Consider the following 24803-nt stretch of genomic DNA (forward strand, 5'->3'; position numbering starts at 1 on the left):
TTCGCACTGGATAGGGTAGGCATACCTAACTTAAGGGGATGCCTGAATGTCGGAGTTGCTCACCTCGTCCACCGTCGACCAGTATCGATCGCTGATCGCACAGACGTCGTCTCGAGTCGCCGCGCGGTTCGCCGAGACCGCAAAGCCGGCCTCGGGGGCGTCTCGCGCCGACCTGCAGCGCCTGGTCGACGCGGTCGATCTGGCGGGGTCCGGAGTCGGCGGCTCATCGGCGATCGAGGAGATCGACGAGCTGTTCCTCGCCCACGCGGTGTGGTTCCATCACCCCGCGTACGCGGCGCACCTGAACTGCCCCGTGGCGCTGCCGGCGGTGGCCGCCGAGAGCGTCCTCGCGGCGGTGAACACCTCCGTCGACACCTACGACCAGTCGACCGTCGGAACCCTGATGGAGCGCCGGCTCATCGAGGTGGCCGCCGGATGGGTGGGCTTCGCCGCCGGCGACGGGGTCTTCACCTCAGGTGGCACGCAGTCGAACATGCACGCGCTGTTCCTCGCCCGTGAGGCGGCCGTCGCTCAGCTCGACGAGCCGCGATCGATCGCTCTCTCGCGCATGGTCGTGTTCGCGACCGCATCCAGTCATTTCAGCGTGGGCAAATCGGCGCTGCTGCTCGGTCTCGCAGACGATGCGGTGATCGAGGTCGCGGACGACGGCGACGGACGGATGCTCCCGACAGCTCTCGACGCCGCCATAGCCGCAGCCACGGCGGAAGGGCGCGTGCCGATGGCCGTCGTCGCCACCGGCGGCACGACCGACCGCGGAGTTATCGACCCGATCGCGCGGATCGCAGAGGTGTGCGACGCGCACGGCGTCTGGCTCCACGTCGACGCGGCCTACGGCTGCGGGCTCCTCGTCTCGCAGCGCCGCCGGCACCTGCTCACCGGGATCGACCGGGCGAGGTCGGTGACCGTCGACTTCCACAAGAGCTTCTTCCAGCCGGTCTCCTCGAGCGCGCTCCTGGTGCGTGAACCCCGCGACCTCGCGGCGGGGGCGTGGCACGCCGACTACCTCAACCCGCTCGAGAACGACGAGCCGAACCAGGTCGACAAGTCGCTGCAGACCACTCGGCGCTTCGACGCGCTGAAGCTGTGGGTGTCGCTGCGCGCGATCGGGCCCGACCGCATCGGTGAGATGTTCGACACCGTCATCGATCTCGCGGCCGAGGTCGGCGACGTCGTCGACGACGACCCGGAGTTCGAGCTCATCGGCCGATCGCAGCTGAGCACTGTGCTGTTCCGCGTCCGTCCCGACGGCGCGTCTCCTGCGGAACAGGATGCCCTCGTCGCCGGGGTGCGTCGCGTGCTCTTCGAATCGGGGCGCGCGCTGGTCGCGAAGACGGTCATCGACGGGCGGCCGTGCCTCAAGCTGACGCTGCTCAACCCCGAGACCACGCTCGACGACGTGCGTGCGATCCTCGCGATGGTGAAGGATGCCGCCTCGACGCTGGCGAGCATCGACGACGAACTCGAGCTGGTCGGAGCGGACGCATGAGCGGCCACGTCCACGACAGCGGCCACATCCACGATCTCGTCGGCGTCGGCATCGGTCCGTTCAACCTGGGACTCGCGTGCCTCGCGCATCCGACCGGGCTCGACGCTGTGTTCCTCGACCGGGAAGACGGATTCCGGTGGCATCACGGCATGATGATCGAGGGTGCGACCATCCAGGTGCCGTTCCTCGCCGATCTCGTGACGATGGCCGATCCGACGTCGGAGTTCTCGTTCCTCAACTGGCTCAAGCACACCGGACGGCTCTACCCCTTCTACATTCGCGAGAGCTTCTACGCCCTGCGCGCCGAGTACGACGCGTATTGCCGCTGGGCCGCGAGCCGGCTGCCCGATCTGTGGTGGAACCACGAGGTGGTCGCGATCGAGCACGATGAGACCGAAGACGTGTACACCGTGCGCGCGATGCGCACCGACACGGGCGAGGAGCGCACGCTCCGCGCCCGGCACGTCGTGGTCGGAGTCGGCACCCGCCCCTCCGTGCCCAAGGAGCTGCGCGACGTCGCAGGCCACGCCGTGCACAGCTCGGAGTACATGGAGCGCCGCGACGAGCTGCGCTCCACGGACTCGATCACCGTGGTCGGCAGCGGGCAGTCGGCGGCGGAGATCTACCGTGACCTGCTCGACGGGGCCCGCGACGGCGGCTACCGCCTCGACTGGATCACGCGCTCGCCGCGGTTCTTCCCGATGGAGTACACCAAGCTCACGCTGGAGATGACCTCTCCCGAGTACACCGACCACTTCCACGCACTCCCGATCGGGCTGCGTCAGCACCTCGGCCGCGAGCAGCGGAGCCTGTACAAGGGCATCTCCGCCGACCTCGTCGACGACATCTACGACACGCTGTACCGGCTCAGTGTCGACGGCCCGGTGCCGACGACGCTGCTGACCGACACCGAGGTGACCGCTGCCGAGTGGGACGGCAGTCGCTACCGGCTCAGCCTGCGGCATGCCCAGCTCGGCCAGGATCACGAGCGCGAGACCGCATCGCTGATCCTCGCGACCGGGTATGCGGCCGAGACGCCGCCGTTCCTGGCCGGCGTCGCCGACCGTCTCGACTGGGACGCACTCGGCCGGCTCGACGTCGCCCGCGACTACAGCGTCGACGGCGGCCGTGGCCGGATCTTCGTGCAGAACGGCGAGGAGCACACCCACGGTCTGACCGCGCCGGACCTCGGATTCGGGGCGTGGCGCAACTCCTCGATCCTCGCGTCGATCATCGGGCGTGAGGTCTATCCGATCGAGCGGCGCATCGCGTTCCAGGAGTTCGGGATCCCCCAGGATGCGACGCTCGCGGCACGACCGGAAGCGGAAGCGGCACGATGACCGTCGCCACGGATTTGTCCGTCGCGCTCATCGCCGCCGATCCGAGACGCGACGCGGCGGTGCTGCGCGCATGGCTCGCCGATCCGCACTCGGCGTTCTGGGGCATGGCCGACCTCGACACCGTCGCGGTCGTCGCCTATCTCGACGGCATCCTGGCGCATCCGGCACAGGACGCCTGGCTCGGCCTGGTCGACGGCATCTCCGCCTTCTACGCCGAGACCTACGATCCGTCCCGCGTGCTGCTGACCGACGTCCACGATGCGCTCCCCGGCGACCTCGGCATGCACGTGCTGATCTCACCACCGGTGGGCGAACCCCGGCACGGTCTCACCGATGCCGTCTTCGCGGCCGTGATGGCCTGGTGCTTCGACGAGCTCGGTGCGCAGCGAGTGGTCGTGGAACCGGATGCGCGCAACGATCGCATCCGCCGGAAGAACGTGCGCGCCGGTTTCACCGAGCTGCGCCTGGTGACCGTCGACGACGGCGGCCACACCAAGACCGCGATGCTGTCGGTGTGCACGCGCGCCGCCTTCGCCGCATCCGACCTCGGCTCCCTCCAGCCGGCACACCGTGAACGACCCGAAAGAGGAGGCCGCGCATGAGCGCCCCCGCCGACCACCTGACCCCCCACGCGCTCGAGCGCGCGCAGCGCCATCTCGTCGCCAAGGCCATCGCCGAGTTCAGCCATGAGCGGCTGATCACCCCGGAGGCGCACGACGGGGGATGGCGACTGCCGGTTCCCGCCGGAGACGTCGAGTACCGGTTCGAGGCCGTCCGCACGGCGCTGGAGCACTGGATCATCGACGAGGACAGCATCCGCCGCGTCGTCGGCGGGAGTGTCACGGCTCTGGACGCGCAGATGCTCATCCTCGAGCTCCAGCCGCTGCTCGGCCTGTCCGACGAGCTGCTGCCGCTCTACCTCGAGGAGATCGCCTCGACCCTGGCCGGCGCGATGTTCAAGATCGCGCAGGGAGGGCCGACGGCGGATGCTCTGGCCGACGCCGACTTCCAGACCGTCGAGGCGGCGATGACCGAGGGGCACCCGGGCTTCGTCGCCAACAACGGCCGCATCGGCTTCGGCGTCGCCGACCATGCGGCGTTCGCCCCCGAGGCGGGTCGCCCGTTCCGTCTGGTCTGGGTCGCCGCGCGCCGGTCGGCTTCGCACCTGGCCCTCGGTGCGGGGCTCGATGAGGAGACGCTGCTCGCCGGTGAGCTGAGCTCCGGCGAGCGTGAGCGTTTCGCCTCTCGGCTTGCCGACGTCGGCGAGGATCCGGGCGACTTCCATCTGCTGCCGGTGCATCCGTGGCAGTGGGAGAACCGGGTGGCGATCACGTTCGCTCCCGACCTGGCGCGCCGCGACCTCGTGCTGATCGGCGAGAGCGACGACGAGTACCGCGCGCAGCAGTCGGTGCGGACGATGTTCAACGCCACGCATCTGAAGCGGCACTATGTGAAGACCGCACTCGCGGTGCAGAACATGGGGTTCCTCCGCGGGCTGTCGCCCGCCTACATGCGGGTGACGCCGGCGATCAACGACTGGGTCGCCGATCTCGTCGCGGGCGACGCGACGCTGCGCGACGCCGGGTTCCGCGTACTGCGGGAGCGCGCGTCGATCGGCTACACCGGCGACGCCTATCACCGCACCCCGGAGCCGTCGGCGCACCGCAAGATGCTCGCGGCCCTCTGGCGGGAGAGCCCGATGCCGCTGATCACCGGATCGCAGCAGCTGGCCACGATGGCCGCGCTGCTGCACCGCGACCACCAGGGCGCCTCCATGGTCACGTCGCTCATCCGGGCATCCGGCCGTCCGGCGGCGGAGTGGGTGCGGGCCTATCTCCGCGCGTACCTGCGCCCGATCGTGCACTGCCTGCTCGCGCACGACCTCGCGTTCATGCCGCACGGCGAGAACCTCATCCTCATCCTCGACGACCATGTGCCCACCGGTGTCTTCATGAAGGACATCGGCGAGGAGATCGCCCTGCTCGCCGAGCGGGCGGTTCCCGACGCCATCCGCCGGACCGTGTCGCCGGTCGATGACCAGGAGAAGGCGCTCGCGATCTTCACCGATGTCTTCGACGGCGTGCTGCGCCACCTCGCGGGCATCCTGCACGTCGACGGGACGCTGCCCGAGACCGACTTCTGGCGCATCGTCGCCGAGACCGTCGACGAGCATGCCGCCGACCACCCGGGCCTGGACTCTCTCGTCGATCTGCGGGCCGACTCGTTCGCGCACTCGTGCCTCAACCGGCTCCAGCTGCGCAACACCCTGCGCATGGTCGACCTCGCCGACCAGTCGGCATCGCTGATGTACGCGGGCACCCTGGCGAACCCGATCGGGCGGGCACGGATCCCGCAGCTCGCTCCCGTGGGAGGCTGACGGGATGGCAGAGGTTCACCGCGATCATCTCGGCATCCCCCACATCCGCGCGACGGACGTGCGCGACCTGGCAGCCGCGCAGGGAGAGGTCACCGCCCGTGACCGCGGGTGGCAGATCGAGGTCGACCGGTTGCGGTCCTCCGGTCGTCTTTCGGAACTCATCGGCGAGGCGGGCATCGTCTGGGATGTGTTCGCCCGTCGCGCCCGGCTCGACGACACCGCCCGCCGTGCCTTCGCGCACCTCGACGATGCCACGCGCACGTTCGTCGGTGACTACGCGGACGGGGTGCGGCGCGGGATGGATGCGGTCGGGCAGCGTGCCGCCGAGTTCGGCGCGCTCGACGAGGCCTTCGGCGACACCCGGCCGCTGACCCCGTGGGAGGACCACGATCCTCTCGGTGTGCTGCATGTCGCGCACGCCCTGTTCTCGTCGTTCCCGAACGTGCTGTGGCGGGAGCACATCGCCGCGACGCTCGGCGACGACTGGATCGACGTCTTCGCCGGCGGCGACGAGACTACCCCCACGGCGGGCAGCAACGCGTGGGCGCTGCACGGCTCACGGACCGAGAGCGGCATGCCGCTGCTCGCGGGAGACCCGCACCGGATCTTCGAGCTGCCGGGCGTCTACCAGCAGATCCGCCTCGCCTGCGATGAGTTCGACGTGATCGGCTTCGCCTTCCCCGGAGTGCCGGGCGTGCCGCATTTCGGTCACACGGGATCGGCCGCGTGGGGCATCACGAACGCGATCGCGCACAGCGTCGACGTGTTCCGGGAGCGGCTTCGAGCGCGCGACGACGGCTACGAGGCGTTCGGCATCGACGGATGGGAACCCGTCGACGTGCAGCGATCCGTGGTCCGGGTGCGCGGCGGGGTGGATGTCGAGGTCGAGGCGCTGGAGACCGCACGCGGATGCATCGTCACCGACGTGCGACCGCACGGTGACGAGCTGCGGGCATGGAGCATCCGCCACCCCGCGCGGACGAACGCCGATCTCGGGGCCGCCACTCTGCTCCCCCTGCTGCGCGCCCGCACCGCCGTCGATGTGGTGGCCGCGTTCGCGTCGTGGGTCGATCCGGTGAACCGCGTCCTCGCCGCCGATCGCGCGGGCGCTGTGCTGTCGGCGACGGTCGGCGCCGTGCCGCAGCGAGACAGGAGGGAACGTCGCCGTGCGCTGGATTCCTCGGCCGCAGCGGTCGCTCCGGACCGTGTCCCCGTGCCGGCCGTGGCCGTCTCCGATGCCGCCGTCGATGCCAATGAGCGTCCCTCGCGGGTGGACATCGACCTGGGCTGGGCGTATCCCTCGGGCCACCGTGCCGAGCGGATCGCGCGGCTGCTCGACGAGGTGCGCCCGCGCCGCGCGACCGATCTCCCCGAGATCTGGGGCGATGCCGTGAGCGGTTCCGCGTCGGCGCTGCTGGCGCTGCTCCCCTTGGGAGAACTCCCGGGCTCCGCGGCGGAGGCGCGGGATCTGCTCGCCGGATGGGACGGCCGGATGGATGCGGGATCACGCGAGGCCGGGGTTCTCGCCGCCTGGCGCAACGCCCTGGTGCAGGCCGTCTCGGCGCATCCGGCGCTCGTCGCACTGCACGCACCGCACGGGTTCGGGGCGGTCTTCGACCCCTGGATGGGCATCGAAGGGCAGGTGGCCGCGGCACTTCCGCGACTGCTGCGCCACCCGCTGCTGCGGACGGATGCCGGCGAGATGATCGAGGCGGCGCTGGGGCAGGCGGCCACGGCAATCTCCTGGGGTGCGAGCCACCGGATGCTGCCGCTGCACGTTCTCGCCGACGTCTCGGGTGTCACTGCGCCCGGGGCGGGATTCGACGCCGGGCTCTCCGGAGACGGAGACGCCGTGCGCTGCACCGGTTCGACGCCCGGCCTCACCGACCGCAGCTGGCGCGGATCGGTCGCCCGCTGGGCCTGGGATCTCGCCGACCGGGACGCGAGCCTGTGGAGCGTACCCTTCGGTGCCTCCGGCGATCCGGACTCCCCGCACTTCGCGGACCAGTTCGGCGGCTGGGTCGATGCTCGGCCTGTGCCGGTCGTCACCGACTGGCGCCGCCTCACGATCGATCGCCCGACAGGAGCAGCATGACAGCCACCCGAAACGCCCGGCTGGTGAGCGGCGCAGCCGGCGCGACCGTGTTCACGACCGACTCCCCGGCGCTGGGGCGGATCGAGTTCACGGTCCTCGATCCGGTGCAGGATCTCGACCTCATCCACGAGTGGGTGACGCGTCCGACGTCACGGTTCTGGGGGCTGGGGGAACTCTCCCGCGACGACCTGCGTGACGTGTACCTGTTCGTCGACTCCCTGCCGAGCCACCACGCGTTCCTGGTGCGCCGCGACGGCCTGCCGATCGTGCTGCTGCAGACGTACGAGCCCGAGCACGATCCGCTCGGCGAGGTCTATGAGGTGCAGCCCGGCGATGCCGGCATCCACTTCCTCCTCGGCGATCGAGGCGCGCCGTTGCCCGGATTCTCGACGTACTTCTCCGACGTGATCGCCGAGTTCCTGTTCTCCCGCCCCGAGGTCGACCGCGTGGTGATCGAGCCGGACATCCGCAATGCACGAGCCGTCGCCCGCGCGCAGAAGTCCGGTTTCTTGCTCGGCCCGCAGGTGCAGCTCCCCGAGAAGACCGGGCAGCTGGGCTTCCTCACGCGCGAGCGGTGGGAGGCGTCGCGACCGGTCTGACGGTCGCCTACAGCCGCTCGACTCCGGTGACGCTGACGACCGCTTCGCCGGCTTCGTCGGACGCCGCGAGGTCGACGGTGGCGGTGATGCGCCAGTCGTGATCGCCGGCCGGGTCGTCGATGATCTGGACGGCGGTCCAGGCGGTCGCGCCCTCCTCGAGCAGCAGCAGTTTCGAGCTGCGGGCGTCGGGGCCGGTGAGGATCTCGTCGTGCTCGGCGAAGTAGGCGTCGAGGGCGGCATCCCACCCGTCTGCGCCGAAGTCGGAGTCCAGCTCGGCCAGCGCGTCGACGTTCTCGCGCGCGGCCAGCTGCACCCGGCGGAACAGCTCGTTGCGCACGAGGATGCGGAAGGCCCGGGTGTTGCTCGTGAGGCGCTTGGGTGCCGGTGGGACGATCGGCTCGTCGGAGCCGTGCGGCGGGATGTGCCCGGCGATGAGCTCCTCCCACTCGTCGAGCAGACTCGAATCGACCTGGCGCACGAGTTCGCCGAGCCACTCGATGAGGTCGCGCAGGTCCTCGGTCTTCAGCTCCTCCGGGATGGTCTGCGATGCCGCGCGGTAGGCGTCGGAGAGGTAGCGCAGCACCACGCCTTCGGACCGGGCGATCTTGTAGTACGCGACATATTCCCCGAACGACATGGCACGCTCGTACATGTCGCGGACCACGGACTTCGGGTGCAGTTCGAAGTCGCGGATCCACGGCTGCGCGGCGCTGAAGGTCTCGAAGGCGGCGGTCAGCAACTCGTCGAGAGGCTTCGGATAGGTGATCTGCTCGAGCAGCTCCATGCGCTCGTCGTACTCGATGCCCTCGCGCTTCATCTCGGCCACGGCCTCGCCCCGGCCGAGGAACTCCTGCTGGCTGAGCACGGCGCGCGGGTCATCCAGCGTCGACTCGACGATCGAGACCATGTCGAGCGCGAAACCGGGTGATTCCGGATCCAGCAGCTCGAACGCCGCCAGGGCGAACGGGGAGAGCGGCTGGTTCAGCGCGAAGTTCGGCTGCAGGTCGACGGTGAGGCGGATGTCGCCCTCGGCGGTGCGCTCGACGATGCCGGATTCGCGGAGCGTGCGGTAGATGCCGATGGCGCGGATGGCGAGTTCGCGCTGCCGGGAGCGCGGCTCGTGGTTGTCGTATACCAGCGAGCGCATATTGGCGAAGACGTCGCCGCCTCGGCCGATCACGTTGAGGATCATGCTGCTGGTGATCTGCATGTGCGAGGTCAGCGTCTCGGGGGTGGCGTCGATCAGCTTGCGGAACGACGGCTCGCCCCAAGACACGAATCCGTCCGGCGCCTTCTTGCGGATCAGCTTGCGCTTCTTCTTCGGATCGTCGCCGGCCTTGCGGATCGCGGCGGCGTTCTCGGTCTCGTGCTCCGGAGCCTGCGCGACCACGGTGCCGGCGGTGTCGTACCCGGCGCGGCCGGCGCGGCCGGCGATCTGATGGAACTCGCGTGCGTTGAGCTGCCGCATCCGGGTGCCGTCGTACTTCGTCAGCGCCGTGAGCAGCACCGTGCGGATCGGCACGTTGATCCCGACGCCGAGTGTGTCGGTGCCGCAGATCACGCGCAGCAGTCCGCGCTGCGCGAGCTGCTCGACGAGGCGGCGGTACTTCGGCAGCATCCCCGCGTGGTGCACGCCGATGCCGGCGCGCAGGAACCGCGACAGCGTCTTGCCGAACGCCGTCGTGAACCGGAAGCCGGCGATCAGCTCGGCGATCACGTCGCGCTGCTCCCGCGTCGCGATCTTCGTGCTCGACAGGGACTGCGCCCGCTCCATCGCGGCGGCCTGCGAGAAGTGCACGATGTAGACGGGGGCCTGGCCGGTGTTCAGCAGATCGTCGATCGTCTCGTGGATCGGCGTCATCTCGTAGAAGAAGTGCAGCGGCACCGGCCGCTCCACGCCGGTGACCGTCGCCGTCTCGCGGCCGGTGCGCCGCGTGAGGTCCTCGGCCAGCGTGCTCACGTCGCCGAGCGTGGCCGACATCAGGATGAACTGCGCATGGGGGAGGGTCAGCAGCGGTACCTGCCACGCCCAGCCGCGGTCGGGGTCGGCATAGAAGTGGAACTCGTCCATCACGACCTGGCCGACATCTGCTGCCGGCCCCTGGCGCAGGGCGAGGTTCGCGAGGATCTCGGCGGTGCAGCAGATGATCGGGGCATCGGCGTTGACGGCGGAGTCGCCCGTGACCATGCCGACGTTCTCGGCGCCGAACACGTCGACGAGGGAGAAGAACTTCTCGCTCACCAGCGCCTTGATCGGCGCCGTGTAGTAGCTGCGGCGTCCGGCCGCGAGGGCCGCGAAGTGCGCGCCGACGGCGACGAGCGACTTGCCGGTGCCGGTCGGCGTGCTCAGGATCAGGTTGTTGCCCGAGACGATCTCGATGACCGCCTCGTCCTGCGCCGGGTACATGCTGATGCCGGTCGACTCCACCCATTCCGCGAACGCCAGGTACACGGCATCCGGGTCGGCGGCATCGGGGACGGCTGCGGGATCGAGCCGCGAAGGGGAAGTCATGGTCCTTCGATCATCCCCTACCACCGGTGTCCATAACTCCGGAAGAATCGCCGGTGATGACGATCACACGGCCGTATCGGGGCCTTTCGGGGCAGATTCTCCGGAGTTGTGAACAGGCGGAGGCTCAGACCGAGGTCGCCGCGCCCAGCGCGATGCGCACCATGTCGCCGAACGTCTGCTCGCGCTCCAGCGCCGTCGTCTCCTCGTGCGTGACGAGGTGATCCGAGACGGTGCAGATGCTGAGCGCGCGGCGGCCGTGGAACGCGGCGAGCGTGTACAGCGCGCTGGTCTCCATCTCCACGGCGAGCGCGCCATGCCGGACGAAGGGATCGTTGAGCTCCGGACGGGTGCTGTAGAACTGGTCGCTGGAGAACAGCAGGCCGACGTGCACCGCGCTCTCCAGCGGCATCCGCTCGCTCGCCTCGACGGCGGCGCGCAGCAGGCCGAAGTCGGCGACCGGTGCGTAGTCCAGGCCGTGGAACCGCACCCGGTTGATGCCTGAGTCCGTGCAGGCGCCGTTCGCGATGATGATGTCGCGCATCCCGACGCGCTCGGTCAGGGCGCCGCACGACCCGACCCGCACGATCGTCTGCACGTCGTACGACTCGAAGAGCTCGTTCGCGTAGATCGACATCGACGGCTGCCCCATGCCGGAGCCCTGCACCGAGACGCGATGGCCCTCCCAGGTTCCGGTGAAGCCGAGCATCCCGCGCACCTCCGAGTAGCAGACCGCGTCGGTGAGGAACTCGGAGGCGATCCACTTCGCCCGCAGCGGGTCTCCCGGGAACAGGACGATCGGGGCGATCTCGCCGGGGGCGGCTGCGATGTGGGTGCTCATCCGTCCAGCGTAGTGAGGGCGGCTCTCCGCCGCGCCGCAGCGGCATTTGGCGGCGGCAGACGTCTTTGACATCATCGGAGGCGACCGGATGCGGTGAACCACACCGCCGGGAAGGACGATGATGTCTGATCAGATCTTCATGTACGTGGCGCTCGGGGTGTACTTCGCCGGGATGCTCCTCATCGGCTACATCGCCTTCAAACGGACCGACGACCATGAGGACTACATGCTCGGCGGCCGCAACCTGCCGCCGTGGGTCGCGGCGATCAGCGCGGGAGCCGCCGACATGTCGGGCTGGCTGGTGATGGGCCTTCCCGGCGCCATCTACGCCGCCGGTCTCATCGAGGCGTGGATCGCGATCGGGCTGACGATCGGCGCCTACCTGAACTGGCGGCTGGTCGCGCCGAGGCTGCGGGCCTACACCGAGGTGTCGCGCAACTCGATCACGATCCCCAGCTACTTCGAGAACCGGCTCCGTGACAAGAGCCGTTCGCTGCGGGTGGTCTCGGGCCTCATCATCCTCATCTTCTTCACGCTGTACATCTCGTCCGGCATGGTCGCCGCCGGCGTCTTCTTCGAGAGCTCCTTCAACGGCGACTACATGTTCGGGATGCTGCTGGTCGGCGGCATCACGCTGCTGTACACGCTGTTCGGCGGCTTCCTCGGCGCGTCCCTGACCGATGTGGTGCAGGGGCTGATGATGGTCATCGCCCTCATCGTCGTGCCGGTCGCCGCGGTGATCGCCATCGGCGGCCTCGATGAGACCTCCACGCTGATCGCGGCGACGGCCGGAGCGGGGCATCTCTCCCTGCTGGGTGGCACCGCCGTCACCGGCGGCACGATCCTCGCGATCGTCTCGGCGCTCGCCTGGGGGCTGGGCTACTTCGGCCAGCCGCACATCATCGTGCGCTTCATGGCGCTGCGCAATCCGCAGGAGGCGAAGAGCGCCCGGCGCATCGGCATCTCGTGGATGGTCCTGTCGATGTTCGGGGCGGTCGTCTCGGGCCTGGTCGGCATCGCGTACATGGCACAGCGCGGCATCACCCTGGACAACCCGGAGACGGTCGTGCTCCTGATGTCGCAGACGCTGCTGCATCCGTTCGTCGCCGGGCTCGTGCTGGCCGCGGTGCTCGCGGCGATCATGAGCACCGTGTCGAGCCAGCTCGTGGTCTGCTCCTCCGCGCTGGTCGAGGACCTCTACAAGGTCGTACGCAAGACCCCGCCGTCGCAGAAGAGGCTCGTGCTGATGGGCCGTCTCGCCGTGCTGGTCGTGGCGATCGTCGCGATCATCCTCGCGATCAGCCCCAACGATTCGATCCTCGGACTGGTCTCGTTCGCGTGGGCGGGATTCGGGGCGGCCTTCGGGCCGATCATCCTGCTGAGCCTGTTCTGGCGCAAGCTCACCAACTGGGGGGCACTGGCCGGCATGTTCGTGGGAGCCGCCACGGTCTTCATCTGGAAGGCCCTGAACACCGGGCTGTACGAGCTGCTCCCCGCTTTCGTGCTCGCGTTCGTCGCCGCCTACGTGGTCAGCCTGCTCACCTACAAGCACAACGCCGAGATCCAGCAGGAGTTCACCGACACCCGGGAGTTCACCGACACCGGCGTGATGGCGCTGCCGCGACCGCACGCTGTGGGGGACACGCCCTGACCCGGCATCCGGCTCGTCCTCGCGCTCAGGCGTAGAGGTCGACGGCCGGCTCCGGCCGGTGCACGCCGCGCGGACGGTAGTCCAGGGATTCGGCCAGGTCGCACAGGTCGGCGAGGTACCAGAGGGTCGCCAGCCACATCTCCGTTCCCTGCAGTCCGGGACGGTGCGTCGGGCGGGACGGGCCGCCGATCGGCGCGTGGGCGAACGCGAATCCCTCGCCGTCGTGCCACTGGTCGATGACGACCGCGATCTGAGCCAGAGCCCAGGCCTCGACCTCGGCGTGGCGATGCCCGGACTGGCGACCGGCCAGCCAGAGCGGGTGCGCCACGTCGAGCACGTTGCAGGCCGTCGTCCGCCCCGGTCCGAAATGACGTCTGTCGGCGGAGTGCGCGAGAACCGTGTCGATGACACGGTCGGGATGCGGCACCGGAATGCCGAACTGCGCGAACGTACCGCGGCTGGCCCGGTAGTAGCCGTTGACCGACTGCAGCAGCCCGTCGGACTCGCGGGCGCGCGTCCACATTCCGGTCTCGCGGTGAGCGTGCGTGACCAGCCAGCCGATCAGTGCGTCCAAGGCGGTTGTGCTCTGCGCCGGACGGTGGCCGTCGCGGCTGATGTTGCGCAGAACAGCCGTGCCGAGGGCGTCGATCGTGGACCCAGCGCTCCACCCCTGATCGCGCCACGGCAGGCCGTTCGCCGCTTCGATCACGTCGTCCGCGGTCAGCAGTTCGACCACGCGGATCGGATGCTCGAACTCGGCGCCGAGCAGATCGAGGGCATACCCCTGACTGAGCACGTGATAGTGCGCCTCCCCCTGCTCCCAGCCCGTGGGGGCCGGTCCGTGCAGGCCGTCGTCGGTGAGGAGCGGGATGAGTCCGGTCAGCGGATCCTGGTTCTGCCGGAGACGCGCGACGTGATCGCGCGCGCTGAGCTGAGACGGCGGCGCATCGCCGAGCAGGAAGGAGATCTCGATCGCGTCGGCGTGCGCCCGCAGTGTCGGCTGGCCCGCCTGCGGGTCGAGGTAGCGGCCCGTCGAGGTGCCGTCGGGAGCGAGCGCCTCGGGTTGCCAGTAGCGCTCGAGCAGTCGCTCCCGCTGATCCCGAGCACGCGCGGAGAACTCGCCCAGCCGCCCGGCCGTCTCCAGGCGTGCCGTTCCACGGGCCGGTTTCGTCTGGCGGCGATCCCGGATGAACCGTGCCGGGTTGCCTGCGACGACGGCCCATTCCGCGACATCCTTGGTCACCACGGATCCGGCGCCGATCACGGCATGGCTGCCGATGGTCGCGCCGTCGACGATGACCACGTTGGAGCCGATCCAGACGTCGTCGCCGATCGTGATGCCGATCTCCGTTCCCGGCTGCTTGTGCACCGGCCGGTCGGGCGCCATCGAATGGTTGAAGCCCAGGATCGAGGTGTGGGCGCCGATCCGCACGGCGTCGCCGAGCGTCACGGTTCCGCGCACGACGGTGAAGGCGTTGACGGTGCAGTCGGCGCCGATCTCGATGTTGCCGGTGACGTAGGCGTGGGCCGCGACGTAGCTGCGGTCGCCGAGCCGGAATCGAGTGGGCTGGACCATCGCCAGGTCGGAGATGAAGCAGTCCGCACCGATTGCACCGTCGGCTCCGGCGAGGATCGCCGCGTGCCGCTCCGTCTGGCGGGCGCGCTGCTCATCGGTCGCCTGGGACGGGAAGAGCCAGGCGTTGTAGTCGAGCAGTCTCGGGTCGTCGGTCGTTGTCATCGTCGTCGACGCCGCAGAAGTCATAATCCTCATTGTGCGGGCGTCGGCGCGGACGAGTCAACGATCACAGCATCCGTCCGAGCCGGGCCCCGGGGTTCACCCCTCCCGGCGACGCACGATCTCGCCGATCCATGCCGGCGCGAACGGCGAGGTGCATCCGGGCGCGGTCGGGTAATCGGCGAGCACCTGCAGGCGTTCGCCGATCTCCAGCGCGCGGGCGCGCAACGCCGGGTGGTGGATGCCGATGTTGGCGAGCGTCTCGTTCATCGACCACTGCGGGCGCTTCGCAGCATCCTTCATATCGCGCTCGATGAGGTCGAGCAGGTGTTCGAGGTCGAGATCGTCGGGGTTCCTGATGACGCGCTCTGTGGTGAGCGACCAGGCGGCGGCCGCGACGGTCGGATCGGCGTCGCCGAACCAGCGCAGGCGGAGCTCTTCGGCGAGCGGCGTCTTCTTGGCGACGTAGTTCACGAACCAGTCGTTCACCTTCGGCGCGCGGGTCTCACGCAGCATCCCGTCGAGTTCGTCCGCGGTGAAGTCGCGTGGCTTGCAGATCAGGAGGGCGAGGAGCTGGGCCGGCGTCTCACCGGTCGCCCAGAGCTCCCGCGCGAGCGGCTGATCGGTCTTGATGCGTTTCGCGAGTGCCCGCATGCGGCTCAGATTGATGCCGTGGTCGTCGCCGCGCTTCTCGTTCGCGGCGCGCATCTTCGGATCCTCGAGGGCGGCCAGCTCGGCGAGGGCTTCGGCAGGGGTCATGGGACAAGGCTAGTTCCGCGGGGCGATTCGCGGTGGTCGGCGGAGCATGGCATGGTGGCCAGGGGGGCGAGCGCATGCGCTCGACAGGAGGGTGCGGAACGTGAACAGATTCTTCCAGCGAACCGTCGGGCTCGCGGTGATCGTCATCGTGCTGCTCGCGGCCGGGCTGCTCTGGTGGGGCATCGCGGTGACCGACCCGCCGGTCCTGTGGGAACCCGCGCACGTGACTCTCGCCGGCGTGTGGCGCGTGCTCTACAGCACCGAGCTGCCGCACCTCGGCGTGCTCGCCACTGCGCTCGGCATCGCGCTCTTCCTCGTACTGTTCGTGATCATCAGCGAGCGGATGGTCGCCTGGCGCTACCGCCGAGCCGATGCCGAGGTGACGAAGCTCGCGCTCGCGCCGCGGGTCGTCATGGCTCGCACCCGGGGAGAGTTCGCCGGTCCGGTCACGGTGACGGTGCTGATCCCCGCGCACAACGAGGAGGCCTCGCTGCCGTTGACGCTCGAGTCGTTGAAGGCGCAGAGCTCGCCTCCGACCAGGGTGCTCGTCGTCGCCGACAACTGCACCGACCGCACGGTCGCGGTCGCCAGGGCGCATGGAGCCGACGTCTTCGAGACCGTCGGGAACACGCACAAGAAGGGCGGGGCGCTCAACCAGGCGCTGGAGGATCTGCTCCCGACGCTCGGCGACAACGACACGGTGATGGTGATGGATGCCGACAGTCAGATCGGCGAGGACTTCCTCACCGAGGCGGTGCGCCGCTTCACCGTCGACCGAGCGCTGATGGCCGTCGGCGGTCTGTTCGAGGGCGAGGAAGGGCACGGCCTGCTCGGACAGTTCCAGCGGAACGAGTACACGCGGTACCAGCGGGAGATCCGTCGTCGTGACGGGCGGGTCTTCGTCCTCACCGGTACGGCCTCGGTGTTCCGCTCCGCGGCGCTCCGCGCCGTCGCCGCCGCACGCGGCTCGGAACTTCCCGGCACCCGCGGAGAGGTGTACGACACCTTCGCGCTCACCGAGGACAACGAGCTCACCATCGCGATCAAGTCGCTGGGCGGGCTGACCATCTCACCGACGGCGTGCTCGGTGGTGACCGAGCTGATGCCGAGCTGGCGGATGCTGTGGGCCCAGCGCCTGCGCTGGCAGCGCGGTGCTCTCGAGAACCTCGGCGCCTACGGAGTGACGCCGCAGACGCTGCGGTACTGGGCGCAGCAGATCGGCATCGGCTACGGCGTGCTCGCCCTGTTCACGTACTTCGCGCTGATCATCCTGATGATCGTCTCGATGGACACCTGGGTGTGGTTCCCGTTCTGGCTCGTCGTCGGCCTTCTCTTCGCGATCGAGCGCACGATCACCGTCTGGCGCGGCGGCTGGCGTGCCCGCGTCGTCGCACTGCTCGTCTTCCCGGAGCTGGTCTACGACTGCTTCCTGAACCTCGCGTTCCTGCGCGGGGTGTTCGAGATCGCATTCGGCCGCAGCGCCACGTGGAAGCACGTGGACCACGGCGCGGCGAAGGCGGTCGCGTCGTGATCGCCCCCACGGGGTTCCTGCTGCCCGAGTCGGTGCTGCAGTCCGACTGGTTCAGCGTGCTGGCCACCTTCGTGGCGATCAACACGATCATCTACCTCGTGCTCGGCATCATCAAGGTCCTGCCGAAGGTGCGGCTGCGCAGGCACAGCGGCGCGAGCCGGCGGTCAGAGACCCGGAGCATCCACCCCGACGCGCCGGTGTAGCTCGGACAGCGCGGCCGTCATGTGCTCGGCGACCGTCGGCATGCCCAGGTGGAATCCCTGGGCGAAGTCCGCACCCAGACCGCGCGCACGCTCGAGGTGAAGATCGTCCGAGACGCCCTCGACGAGCACGGTGGCACCGGCTCCCCTGGCGGCATCGAGAAGCCGTTTCAGGCGAGCACGCGCTGTGGCGTCGTCGGCGATCTGCCAGAAAAGTGCGCGATCGATCTTGACGACGTCGGGGCGCAGCGTCGTGATGCGCGACTCGTCGGCACTCGCGGCCCCCGCGTCGTCGACGAGGAGCTGGCCACCGAGCCGGGTGACCCGCTCGCGGACCGCTCCCAGGTCGGCACTGGTCGCGCCTTCGTACAGCTCCAATCCCCAGGGCCGGATGCAGGCGCCGAGCACGTCCTCCAACTCGGGGCGCAGGATCGTCGAGCCGGAGGCGTTGAGCGTCACGAACATGCCGTCGGGAAGCGACGCCGACTCGGCGATCGCGTCGCGGATGAGGTCGAGTTCGAGCTCCTCGCGAGAGCCGGCGGCATCGGCACGCGCCAGGTGCACGGGCGGCGGCTCGCCGTCGGAGAACCGTGCCAGGGCTTCGAACCCGACGACGCTCCAGGTCTCCAGGTCGACGATCGGCTGGAAGACGATGGTGATCTCGGTGCCCGCGCCGCCATCATCGTCGATAGGTCCGCGAATAATCACGGTTCAGTGTAGCTCCGCGCCGGAAGTGCCCTCAGAACGACGTAGCCTGGTAGATCGGAGCGAGTTCGCACACCGGGACTCGTTCCCCCAGGGGGGAGTTCCGCATGGTCGTCCAGGACATCCGCGCGTCCGACGCGGAGGACCTGCGCTGGTTGCGCGCCGGCTGGCTGAAGAGCGTGCGGGAGCGCACCTCGACCTATTCCGTCGTGACCGCCGGCATCATGCTGCTCTTCGCGGCTCTCGGGTTGTTCGAGCTCTTCGAGCAGGATCTCACCGTGTTCGAGGTCGTGCTCTCCTGGGGCATCCTCGGCGTCTCACTGACCGTCGTGGCGATGGTCGCGCTGTTCGGCGTCGAGCTCGCGCGCTGGACCGGTCTGGCCCTGGTGGTCGCGCATGCCGGCGTCTCGGCGTACTACCTCGGATATTCGGATGAGCGGCAGAACGCGATCGCCGCTCTGCAGGAGTTGCCGCTGATGGCCATGTACTTCTCCTGGTTCTACGGGGCGCGGATAGCGAGGCTGGGCGAACTGGTCATCCTCGCGACCGTCGGCGTCGCGACCGCATTCGGCCCCTTCACGACGCCGGGAGCAGGCATCAGCGCTCTCCTGGGACCCGTCAACCTGCTCGGTGCGGCCCTGTTCACCTGGCTGTGCCTGGAGGCCGGACTGTTCGTGCGCCACCGCATCCGGCTGGAGTCGCACACCGACGTCCTCACCGGCGCCCTGAACCGGCGCGGGTTCGTCGCCAAGGCAGGCATGGAGTTCCGGCGCGCAGCCCGGCACGGCAGGCCGGTCAGCATCGCCGTACTCGATCTCGACAAGTTCAAGGCGGTCAACGATGAAGCAGGTCATGCTGCGGGCGACTTCGTGCTCAAATCGCTCTCCTCGCAGTGGATGTCGCTGTCACGCGACACCGACGTCGTCGGCCGGCTCGGCGGTGACGAGTTCGCGATGGTGCTGCCGGAGACCGACGCCGATGAGGCGCGCGCGCTGATGCGCCGTCTGCGCGCGTTCGCGACGCACCCGTGGTCGTGGGGAGTCGTTCAGGCGCAGCCCGATGAGAGCGTCGATGCGGCGCTGGCCCGGGCGGATCAGGCGATGTACGACGACAAGCGCGCCGAGGGCGATTCCTTCGGCTGACGGCCCTTCGCCGGCTTTGCGTTCGGAGAGCGCAAACGGCTCCATTTCGGCCCGAGACCGAGCCGTTTGCGCTCTCTGAACCGGGCGATCAGTCCTCGCCGACGAGCACGCCGCGAATGCGCCGCAGGTCCTCCATCAGCGATCCGATGAGGATCCAGTGCGCCGACGTCGGGGGCGTGATCACCAGCGGCGCCGTCAGTGCGGGGATCACCGAGGTCAGAGTGTCCGGCTCGGGGGAGACTTCCGCGATCTGCACGGCGAGGCGGACGTCGTGCCCGGCGCGCCGCAGCTGCTCGGCGATGGCGGCGACGGCCGCCTCCTCGCCGATCGTGTCGTCATAGTGATCGAAGTAGGCGCGGGTCATCCCGATCACCTGCGTGACGATCGGCGACAGCTTCTCGAGCAGGGAGCGCATCTCCTGCAGGTCGGCACGGTGGGTGGAGCGTCGCGGGTTCAGCGTGAGGGACTCCTCGCCGGCGGCGATGGATGCCTCGGCGGCATCCTTCATCGGACGTAGCAGCCGCACCTCGAGCATGAGCTCCTGCAGCGTCGCCGAGGTCTGCGGTGAGGGGAGCGCGGCGGCCAGACGGTCCAGGCTCGCGGCGAGTTCGGCGCCGAGCAGGCCGAGGTCGCGCCGCGCCGGCGCCACGAGAACCGGCGGCACGATGAGGGCGTTGACGACGATACCGATGACCACGCCGATGAGCGTCTCCGCGATGCGGGCGACGGCGTACTCGGGGCTCGACGAACCCAGGGCCAGCACGAGCATCGCCGAGATCGCGACCTGGTTTCCGGTACCGGGCGTCGCCCGCAGTACCCAGGCGACGAGCATCGAGACGACGATCGCGAGCAGCACGATCCAGCTCGGCGAGCCCAGGAGCAGACCGAGCGCGACGGCGATCACGACGCCGGCGATGACGCCGACGCTGCGCTCCAGGGCCTTCGAGAGGGACTGGTTCACGCTCGGCTGCACGACCAGGAGCGCGGCAATGGCTGCGAAGACCGGAAGCTGCCCGGGGAACGCCCAGCCTGCGATGAGCCACGCGGCGATCGTCGCCGCGGCGGATTTCACCACCTGCAGCAGCGGCGCCCGCTTCGAGGCTCGGATCGTGGCGGGGATGCGCATGCCGACAACGCTAGTGCGTCGACGCTCCGCGCCCGGGTGCGGCTGTTCTAACCGTTCCCGGGCGCCGCGGACTTCCGGAGCGGTCCCTTCTTGATGTCGTCGATCAGCCATGTGCCGTCGATCTTCGTGAGGGAGTACTCGCGCGGCTGGGCGAGCTCCTCACCGGCGGCGACGCCGATCTGATGGAGATAGCCCTCCGACGCTCCGACGATGCGAAAGATCGACTCGAATCCCACGGTCGCGTGCTCGCGCTCCTCGTCGAGCGTCGAAACCAACCATGCGACGCCCGTCTGTTCGATGCTGAGATCGTTGTCGACGTAGAGTGCGATCACGCCTTCGCGATATCCCTGTGCCGTGAGCTTCTCGGTGAACAGCTCGGAGAAGCTGCGCAGTTCGGCATCGACGGAGTCGACGATCGTGCTCGGCGAGCGGTTGTCCGATGCGGCGGAGTGGAGCGCGACGACCTGCTGCAGCGCCTGCACGTCCGCATCCTCGAGTTCGAGTTGTTCACCGGTGGAATCGACTGTCCACAGCGTGTCATCAGGATCGAACTCCGGGATCGGACTCGACGCGGCGGACGCGGATGCCGCCGGCGGTGCGTCGGTGCACCCCGACAGTCCTGCGGCGCTGACCGAGGCGATCGCCAGGGCGATGGTGATCGAGACGGCTCTCCTCGAACGGATGCTCTTCATGATGTGCTCCTCACGGGAGGAGGGCCGTCAGCCCTCCTCCCGGTTCGTGGACGGTCAGTTGGCGGGTGCGGCGTTCAGCTGCCAGTGGGAGGACCACCACGTGCTCGGCACGCTGCCGAACTCGACCTTGCCGTTGCCGTTCTCGACATGCAGGGCGCCGGACGCGTTCTGGATGCGGACGTAGCCGCTGCCCGCGGACGGCGCCGACCACTCGGCCGCCGTTCCCGCGGTGGCGGCGGTGCCGTGGCGCACGGTCGTGCCGCTCACGTAGAGATACTGGTTGGTCCACCGGTTGCGGTACTTGATCGCGCCGGATGCGGTCGTCTCCGGAACCCACTGCGCGCTCCAATAGGTGCTGGGCACTTCACCGAACCAGACGAGGCCGTCGTTCGGTTCGACGTTGACGGCTCCTGCTCTGTGCCGGTTGTTGATGAGCTTCCAAGTAGGAGAAACCGCCTCGGTGTACCCGGCGTTGTTCTTGTAGACGCGCAGGTAGTCGACCTCCCACTGCTTCGGCCACACGTCGTTCGGCTGGCCGGAGCCGGCACCGGTGTAGATGTTCATGATGATGCCCATCGCCGTGTTCGGGGCGTCGTTGATCGTCTTCACCAGCTGGCCGTCGTAGTAGAACTTCAATTCGGTGGGCGTCCAGTCCATCGAGTAGATGTGGAACTCGGTCGTGGGTGAGCCTGAGACCGGCACGTTGGACAGGTGCCACGAGCTCAGGAAGTTCGGGTCGCCCCAGCCGTAGGCCGCGATGCGCCAATTGGTCGGGGTGCTGAAGAACGTCTCGATGAAGTCGATCTCGGCCTGGCCGCCGGTCGTGTTGGTGCCCACGAGCCACACGGCCTGATGGCCGCCGCCGCCCGCGTTCGACTTCTTCGCTCTGACCTCGAAGTATCCGTACTTCGTCGAGTAGCCGTTGAAGGTCGGAAGATTGTTCCGGTTCACGGCACTGCCGTTGAAGGGATGCCAGTTGTTCTGGTTGTACGTCTGAATCGCCGAAGATACGACGGTGCCGTCCTGGTCGGGGTTCCACGGCGGCTGATCTTGATCGACGCGGAGTTTGATGGTGCCGTTCGAGATCGTGTACCGCGCCGCCGTGTCGGCGATGTCGGAAGCCGGTACCCAGTGCGGGAGGTAGTTGGGCAGCCACTTGTCGGTGTCGAGCGTCGTTCCGCTGAACTCCTCGCTGAAGTCCAGGGTGAAGCCCGGCTTGTCGACCGGGTTCGGGGGCGTATCGGCAGCCCATGCCGGCGGGGCGAGCACGAGGGCGCTCAGGGCGGTCGTGGCGACGGCAGCCGCCGCAAGTCTGCGGGGGAATGTTCGGCGGATCATCTTGCTCCTCAAGGATCGACATTGATCGATAAATCGGAGGGTCGCAGGGTGCGCCGGTCCGACGAGGACAATTAACCCGGACTCTTACGTAATTGTCAAGACGTGTGTGCGAAGAGCTGCTCGCGACCGGAGGCGCTGCTCACCGCGAGAGCTCCGAGGCACGGTGCCGCTGCACCGAGCGTCGACGCGCGAAGCTCGGGCACGAACAGGGCGCGCTCCGAGAGCTCGACCCGCAGGGCGTCGGCGATACGGCCGGACCCTTCGGGGATGCTGCTGCTGACCACGACGGCATGGGGGTCTATCGCGAGCACGAGTGCTCCGAGGCCGTCGGCGATCCCGGCGGCGAACTCGGCCACGGCGTCATCGTTGCCGCCGGTGAAAAGGGTCTCGATGCCTCCCTCGGCTCGGGCGGAAAGTCGTTCCTGAGCCTGCGGCCATGCCACGCGGCCGAGGGCGCCGATCTCGCCGGCTGCGCCGTGGGCGCCACGGGCGACCCGCCCGTCCACGACGGATGCGGCCGAGATCCGATTGCCGATACGCAGGACCACGGCGGTCTCGTCGGGGCCGATCGTGCCGTTCTCGATCTCGGCGAGCGCCGCGAGCTTGGTGTCGTTGTCGAAGAAGATCGTCGTCTGCGGGTAGGCCCGCCGGAGGTGCGCATCGATGTCGATCGCGAGCCAATCGGGCACGACGGTCGTCTTCACCGGTCGGCCGCTGGCGTCGACGATGCCCGGGATTCCGACAGTGAGCGCGGCGAGATCGTCGGCCGACTTTCCGGCCTCCGCAAGCAGTGCGCCCACGACGCCGAGGATCGCGGTCACAGCGTCTTCACCGCCGGATAGATCCTGTTCGACGCGGCGGTGGGGAGCGCAGACCGTGCCGCGCAGATCGCCGGCGATGCCGGCGATGCCGTGCGGACCGATGTCGATCCCGATGACGATGCCGCGATCGGCGGCGAGCCGATATCCGCGTGCGGGTCGGCCCGCCCTTGTCGGTCGCAGCTGCTCGGCGCGGATCAGCTCGTTCTCCAGCATTCCGGAGAGCACTGCCTCGACGGTCGTGCGGGAGAGTCCTGTCGATGCGGCCAGGTGAGTGGCCGTCATCGGTTCGGTCGCGTCCCAGAGCGTGGTCAGCACGGCCTGGTCGTTGAGGCGCCGCATTGCTGCGAGGTCGGTTCCGAGCGCGGGGGATGTCACGTCTCCTGACTATCACATCCGTGCGTGATGCGGCTTGACAGCCTGCGGACGGTGACCTATCTTGGGGAATTACCACGGAGAGTTGCAAAATAAAGACTCCCCTCACCTGGAAAGCGACAATCACATGCAACGACGCACCCGACTCGTGCTCGCGCCCCTCGCGGCGAGCACGCTTCTCGGCATCGCTCTCACTGCCTGCACTCCCGGCGCGACGACCGACGACAGCGCAGCCGCCATCGAGGCCAGCACCGAGCTGACCACCGACGAGATCACCCTCACCCTGATGTCCACACCCGAGTCCGGCGCAGCCACCGAGGCGACGATCGCGGCTTTCGAAGCCGAACACCCGAACATCGCCATCGAGTACTCGCAGACGAACTACGACGACTACAACCAGAGCGTCAACCTGAACCTGTCCGGCGATCGGTCCCCGGACATCGTGCTGCTGAACGCCGTCGCCAACACCGTCAAGAACAAGCTCGTGCTGCCGCTCGATGACTACGCCGGCCTCTACGGATGGGACGACTTCTTCCCCGCCAACCAGCTCAACCAGTGGCGCGTCGCCGAGAACGGCACCACGCTCGGAGCAGGCGGAGCGCTCTACGCCGCCCCCGCCGGGTTCTCGCTCGTCGGCGCGTATTACAACAAGAACATCGCGGCTCAGCTCGGCATCGAGGTGCCGACGTCGATGCCCGAGTTCGAGGTGACGCTGAAGAGGGCGAGCGATGCGGGCGCTCTGCCGGTGCAGCTCGGCAACGCTGAAGGGCACGCCGCATTCATCGTGCAGCTGCTCGGGCAGGGAGAGGCGGGTGCGGATGCCGCCAATGCATGGGCATTCGGGCATGAGGAGGAGAGCTTCGACACCGACGCGAACCGTTCGGCCGCCGAGACCTTGATCGCCTGGCGGGAAGCCGGTTATCTCGGCGACCCCACGACGGTGAACGGTACGGATCTCCAGGGGGCGGTGGACAACTTCATCGCCGGCAAGGGGCTGTACCTCGTCGACGGGATCTGGGATGCCGGCAAGATCGGCGACGCCCTCGGCGATGCCGCGGGCTTCCTCCCCTTCCCGGGAGAGAACCTGACAGGCATCGGCACCTCTGTCGCCTACGCGATCTCCTCGCAGAGCGAGCACCCGAACGAGGCCGCCGCCTTCCTGGACTTCCTGCGCTCGCCGGAGGCGAGTGAGCAGCAGTTCGCCCAGGGGTTCATGCCGAACGACCCGACCGTCGCGGTCGCCGACGATGGGACCCTCCAGGGCGACATCGTCGCAGCGTGGGCGAAGATCGCCGAGGCCGACGGGCTCGTCGCCTTCAACAACAACGCGACCGCCACCATGAACGACGCCCTCAAGGCCGGCACTCAGCAGCTCATCGCCGGACAGTCCGGCGTGGACGACTTCATCGCGTCGATTCAGGCCGACTGGGCCGCCGCGCACGCCGGCTGATCGATGTCGAACC

20 protein-coding genes are annotated in these 24803 nt (G+C 68.8%); 11 read left to right on the forward strand and 9 right to left on the reverse strand.

The window, feature by feature from the left end:
* Nucleotides 1-46 precede the first annotated feature (46 nt).
* From CUR96_RS13845 to CUR96_RS13870, 6 genes are read left to right on the forward strand one after another with little or no spacing between them, the layout of a single operon-like run.
* The gene (locus CUR96_RS13845) at nt 47-1507 is read left to right on the forward strand and encodes a pyridoxal phosphate-dependent decarboxylase family protein (RefSeq protein WP_102193856.1); all 1461 of its coding nucleotides are present in this window, start codon (nt 47-49) and stop codon (nt 1505-1507) included.
* Nucleotides 1504-2847: a lysine N(6)-hydroxylase/L-ornithine N(5)-oxygenase family protein gene (locus CUR96_RS13850; RefSeq protein ID WP_102193857.1), complete on the forward strand. Its 1344-nt coding sequence runs from the start codon at nt 1504-1506 to the stop codon at nt 2845-2847. The genes CUR96_RS13845 and CUR96_RS13850 overlap by 4 nt, the downstream gene beginning before the upstream one ends.
* The gene (locus CUR96_RS13855; protein ID WP_102193858.1) at nt 2844-3449 is read left to right on the forward strand and encodes a GNAT family N-acetyltransferase; all 606 of its coding nucleotides are present in this window, start codon (nt 2844-2846) and stop codon (nt 3447-3449) included. Before CUR96_RS13850 ends, CUR96_RS13855 begins: the two co-directional genes overlap by 4 nt.
* Entirely contained in the window at nt 3446-5224 is a 1779-nt protein-coding gene (locus CUR96_RS13860) for an IucA/IucC family protein (protein WP_102193859.1), read from the forward strand. The genes CUR96_RS13855 and CUR96_RS13860 overlap by 4 nt, the downstream gene beginning before the upstream one ends.
* Before the next feature lie 4 nt (nt 5225-5228).
* Nucleotides 5229-7319, forward strand: coding sequence for a penicillin acylase family protein (locus CUR96_RS13865; protein WP_102193860.1), 2091 nt, complete (start codon nt 5229-5231; stop codon nt 7317-7319).
* Complete coding sequence (locus CUR96_RS13870; RefSeq protein ID WP_102193861.1) at nt 7316-7918, forward strand: GNAT family N-acetyltransferase; 603 nt, start codon at nt 7316-7318, stop codon at nt 7916-7918. The genes CUR96_RS13865 and CUR96_RS13870 overlap by 4 nt, the downstream gene beginning before the upstream one ends.
* Before the next feature lie 7 nt (nt 7919-7925).
* Here CUR96_RS13870 and CUR96_RS13875 read toward each other — a convergent pair whose 3' ends face one another.
* Both CUR96_RS13875 and deoD read right to left on the reverse strand, forming a co-directional pair.
* Nucleotides 7926-10430: a DEAD/DEAH box helicase gene (locus tag CUR96_RS13875; RefSeq protein WP_102193862.1), complete on the reverse strand. Its 2505-nt coding sequence runs from the start codon at nt 10428-10430 to the stop codon at nt 7926-7928.
* A 124-nt stretch (nt 10431-10554) separates the two neighbouring features.
* Nucleotides 10555-11268, reverse strand: a complete 714-nt coding sequence (gene deoD, locus CUR96_RS13880; protein WP_102193863.1) for a purine-nucleoside phosphorylase — start codon at nt 11266-11268, stop codon at nt 10555-10557.
* 121 nt (nt 11269-11389) lie between these two features.
* On the opposite strand from deoD, the gene putP reads away from it, so the two are divergent.
* Nucleotides 11390-12919 (forward strand): sodium/proline symporter PutP, encoded by a 1530-nt coding sequence (gene putP / locus CUR96_RS13885; RefSeq protein WP_102194029.1) that lies wholly within the window; start codon nt 11390-11392, stop codon nt 12917-12919.
* Nucleotides 12920-12944: 25 nt separating this feature from the next.
* Here putP and CUR96_RS13890 read toward each other — a convergent pair whose 3' ends face one another.
* Together CUR96_RS13890 and CUR96_RS13895 are read right to left on the reverse strand one after the other, a co-directional pair.
* The gene (locus CUR96_RS13890; protein ID WP_245861276.1) at nt 12945-14681 is read right to left on the reverse strand and encodes an acyltransferase; all 1737 of its coding nucleotides are present in this window, start codon (nt 14679-14681) and stop codon (nt 12945-12947) included.
* A 72-nt stretch (nt 14682-14753) separates the two neighbouring features.
* The gene (locus CUR96_RS13895) at nt 14754-15413 is read right to left on the reverse strand and encodes a DNA alkylation repair protein (RefSeq protein WP_102193864.1); all 660 of its coding nucleotides are present in this window, start codon (nt 15411-15413) and stop codon (nt 14754-14756) included.
* 100 nt (nt 15414-15513) lie between these two features.
* On the opposite strand from CUR96_RS13895, the gene CUR96_RS13900 reads away from it, so the two are divergent.
* Together CUR96_RS13900 and CUR96_RS13905 are read left to right on the forward strand one after the other, a co-directional pair.
* Nucleotides 15514-16944, forward strand: coding sequence for a glycosyltransferase family 2 protein (locus CUR96_RS13900; RefSeq protein ID WP_245861278.1), 1431 nt, complete (start codon nt 15514-15516; stop codon nt 16942-16944).
* Nucleotides 16941-17147 carry a hypothetical protein gene (locus tag CUR96_RS13905; protein WP_245861279.1) on the forward strand — a complete coding sequence of 69 codons (207 nt, stop codon included), beginning with the start codon at nt 16941-16943 and terminating at the stop codon, nt 17145-17147. Before CUR96_RS13900 ends, CUR96_RS13905 begins: the two co-directional genes overlap by 4 nt.
* On the opposite strand, the gene CUR96_RS13910 is transcribed toward CUR96_RS13905, so the two are convergent.
* On the reverse strand, nt 17109-17852 hold the full coding sequence (locus CUR96_RS13910; RefSeq protein WP_102193866.1) for an EAL domain-containing protein: 744 nt from the start codon (nt 17850-17852) through the stop codon (nt 17109-17111). The genes CUR96_RS13905 and CUR96_RS13910 overlap by 39 nt on opposite strands.
* A 104-nt stretch (nt 17853-17956) precedes the next feature.
* Between CUR96_RS13910 and CUR96_RS13915 the strand changes: the two genes are divergently transcribed.
* Nucleotides 17957-18991, forward strand: coding sequence for a GGDEF domain-containing protein (locus CUR96_RS13915; protein WP_102193867.1), 1035 nt, complete (start codon nt 17957-17959; stop codon nt 18989-18991).
* 88 nt (nt 18992-19079) lie between these two features.
* Here CUR96_RS13915 and CUR96_RS13920 read toward each other — a convergent pair whose 3' ends face one another.
* The 4 genes from CUR96_RS13920 to CUR96_RS13935 all read right to left on the reverse strand — a co-directional run bounded on the left by CUR96_RS13920 (nt 19080) and on the right by CUR96_RS13935 (nt 23343).
* A complete protein-coding gene (locus tag CUR96_RS13920) occupies nt 19080-20117 on the reverse strand; it encodes an FUSC family protein (RefSeq protein WP_102193868.1) in 1038 nt (345 codons plus the stop codon).
* Between the two features lie 47 nt (nt 20118-20164).
* Nucleotides 20165-20809 carry a hypothetical protein gene (locus CUR96_RS13925; protein ID WP_102193869.1) on the reverse strand — a complete coding sequence of 215 codons (645 nt, stop codon included), beginning with the start codon at nt 20807-20809 and terminating at the stop codon, nt 20165-20167.
* A gap of 54 nt (nt 20810-20863) precedes the next feature.
* Nucleotides 20864-22147: a glycoside hydrolase family 16 protein gene (locus CUR96_RS13930; RefSeq protein WP_102193870.1), complete on the reverse strand. Its 1284-nt coding sequence runs from the start codon at nt 22145-22147 to the stop codon at nt 20864-20866.
* A 95-nt stretch (nt 22148-22242) separates the two neighbouring features.
* Entirely contained in the window at nt 22243-23343 is a 1101-nt protein-coding gene (locus CUR96_RS13935) for an ROK family transcriptional regulator (protein ID WP_102193871.1), read from the reverse strand.
* A 124-nt stretch (nt 23344-23467) separates the two neighbouring features.
* Between CUR96_RS13935 and CUR96_RS13940 the strand changes: the two genes are divergently transcribed.
* On the forward strand, nt 23468-24790 hold the full coding sequence (locus CUR96_RS13940; RefSeq protein ID WP_102193872.1) for an ABC transporter substrate-binding protein: 1323 nt from the start codon (nt 23468-23470) through the stop codon (nt 24788-24790).
* The last annotated feature ends 13 nt before the right edge of the window (nt 24791-24803 follow it).

Source organism: Microbacterium aurantiacum, assembly GCF_002872075.1.
GTDB lineage: Bacteria > Actinomycetota > Actinomycetes > Actinomycetales > Microbacteriaceae > Microbacterium > Microbacterium aurantiacum_A.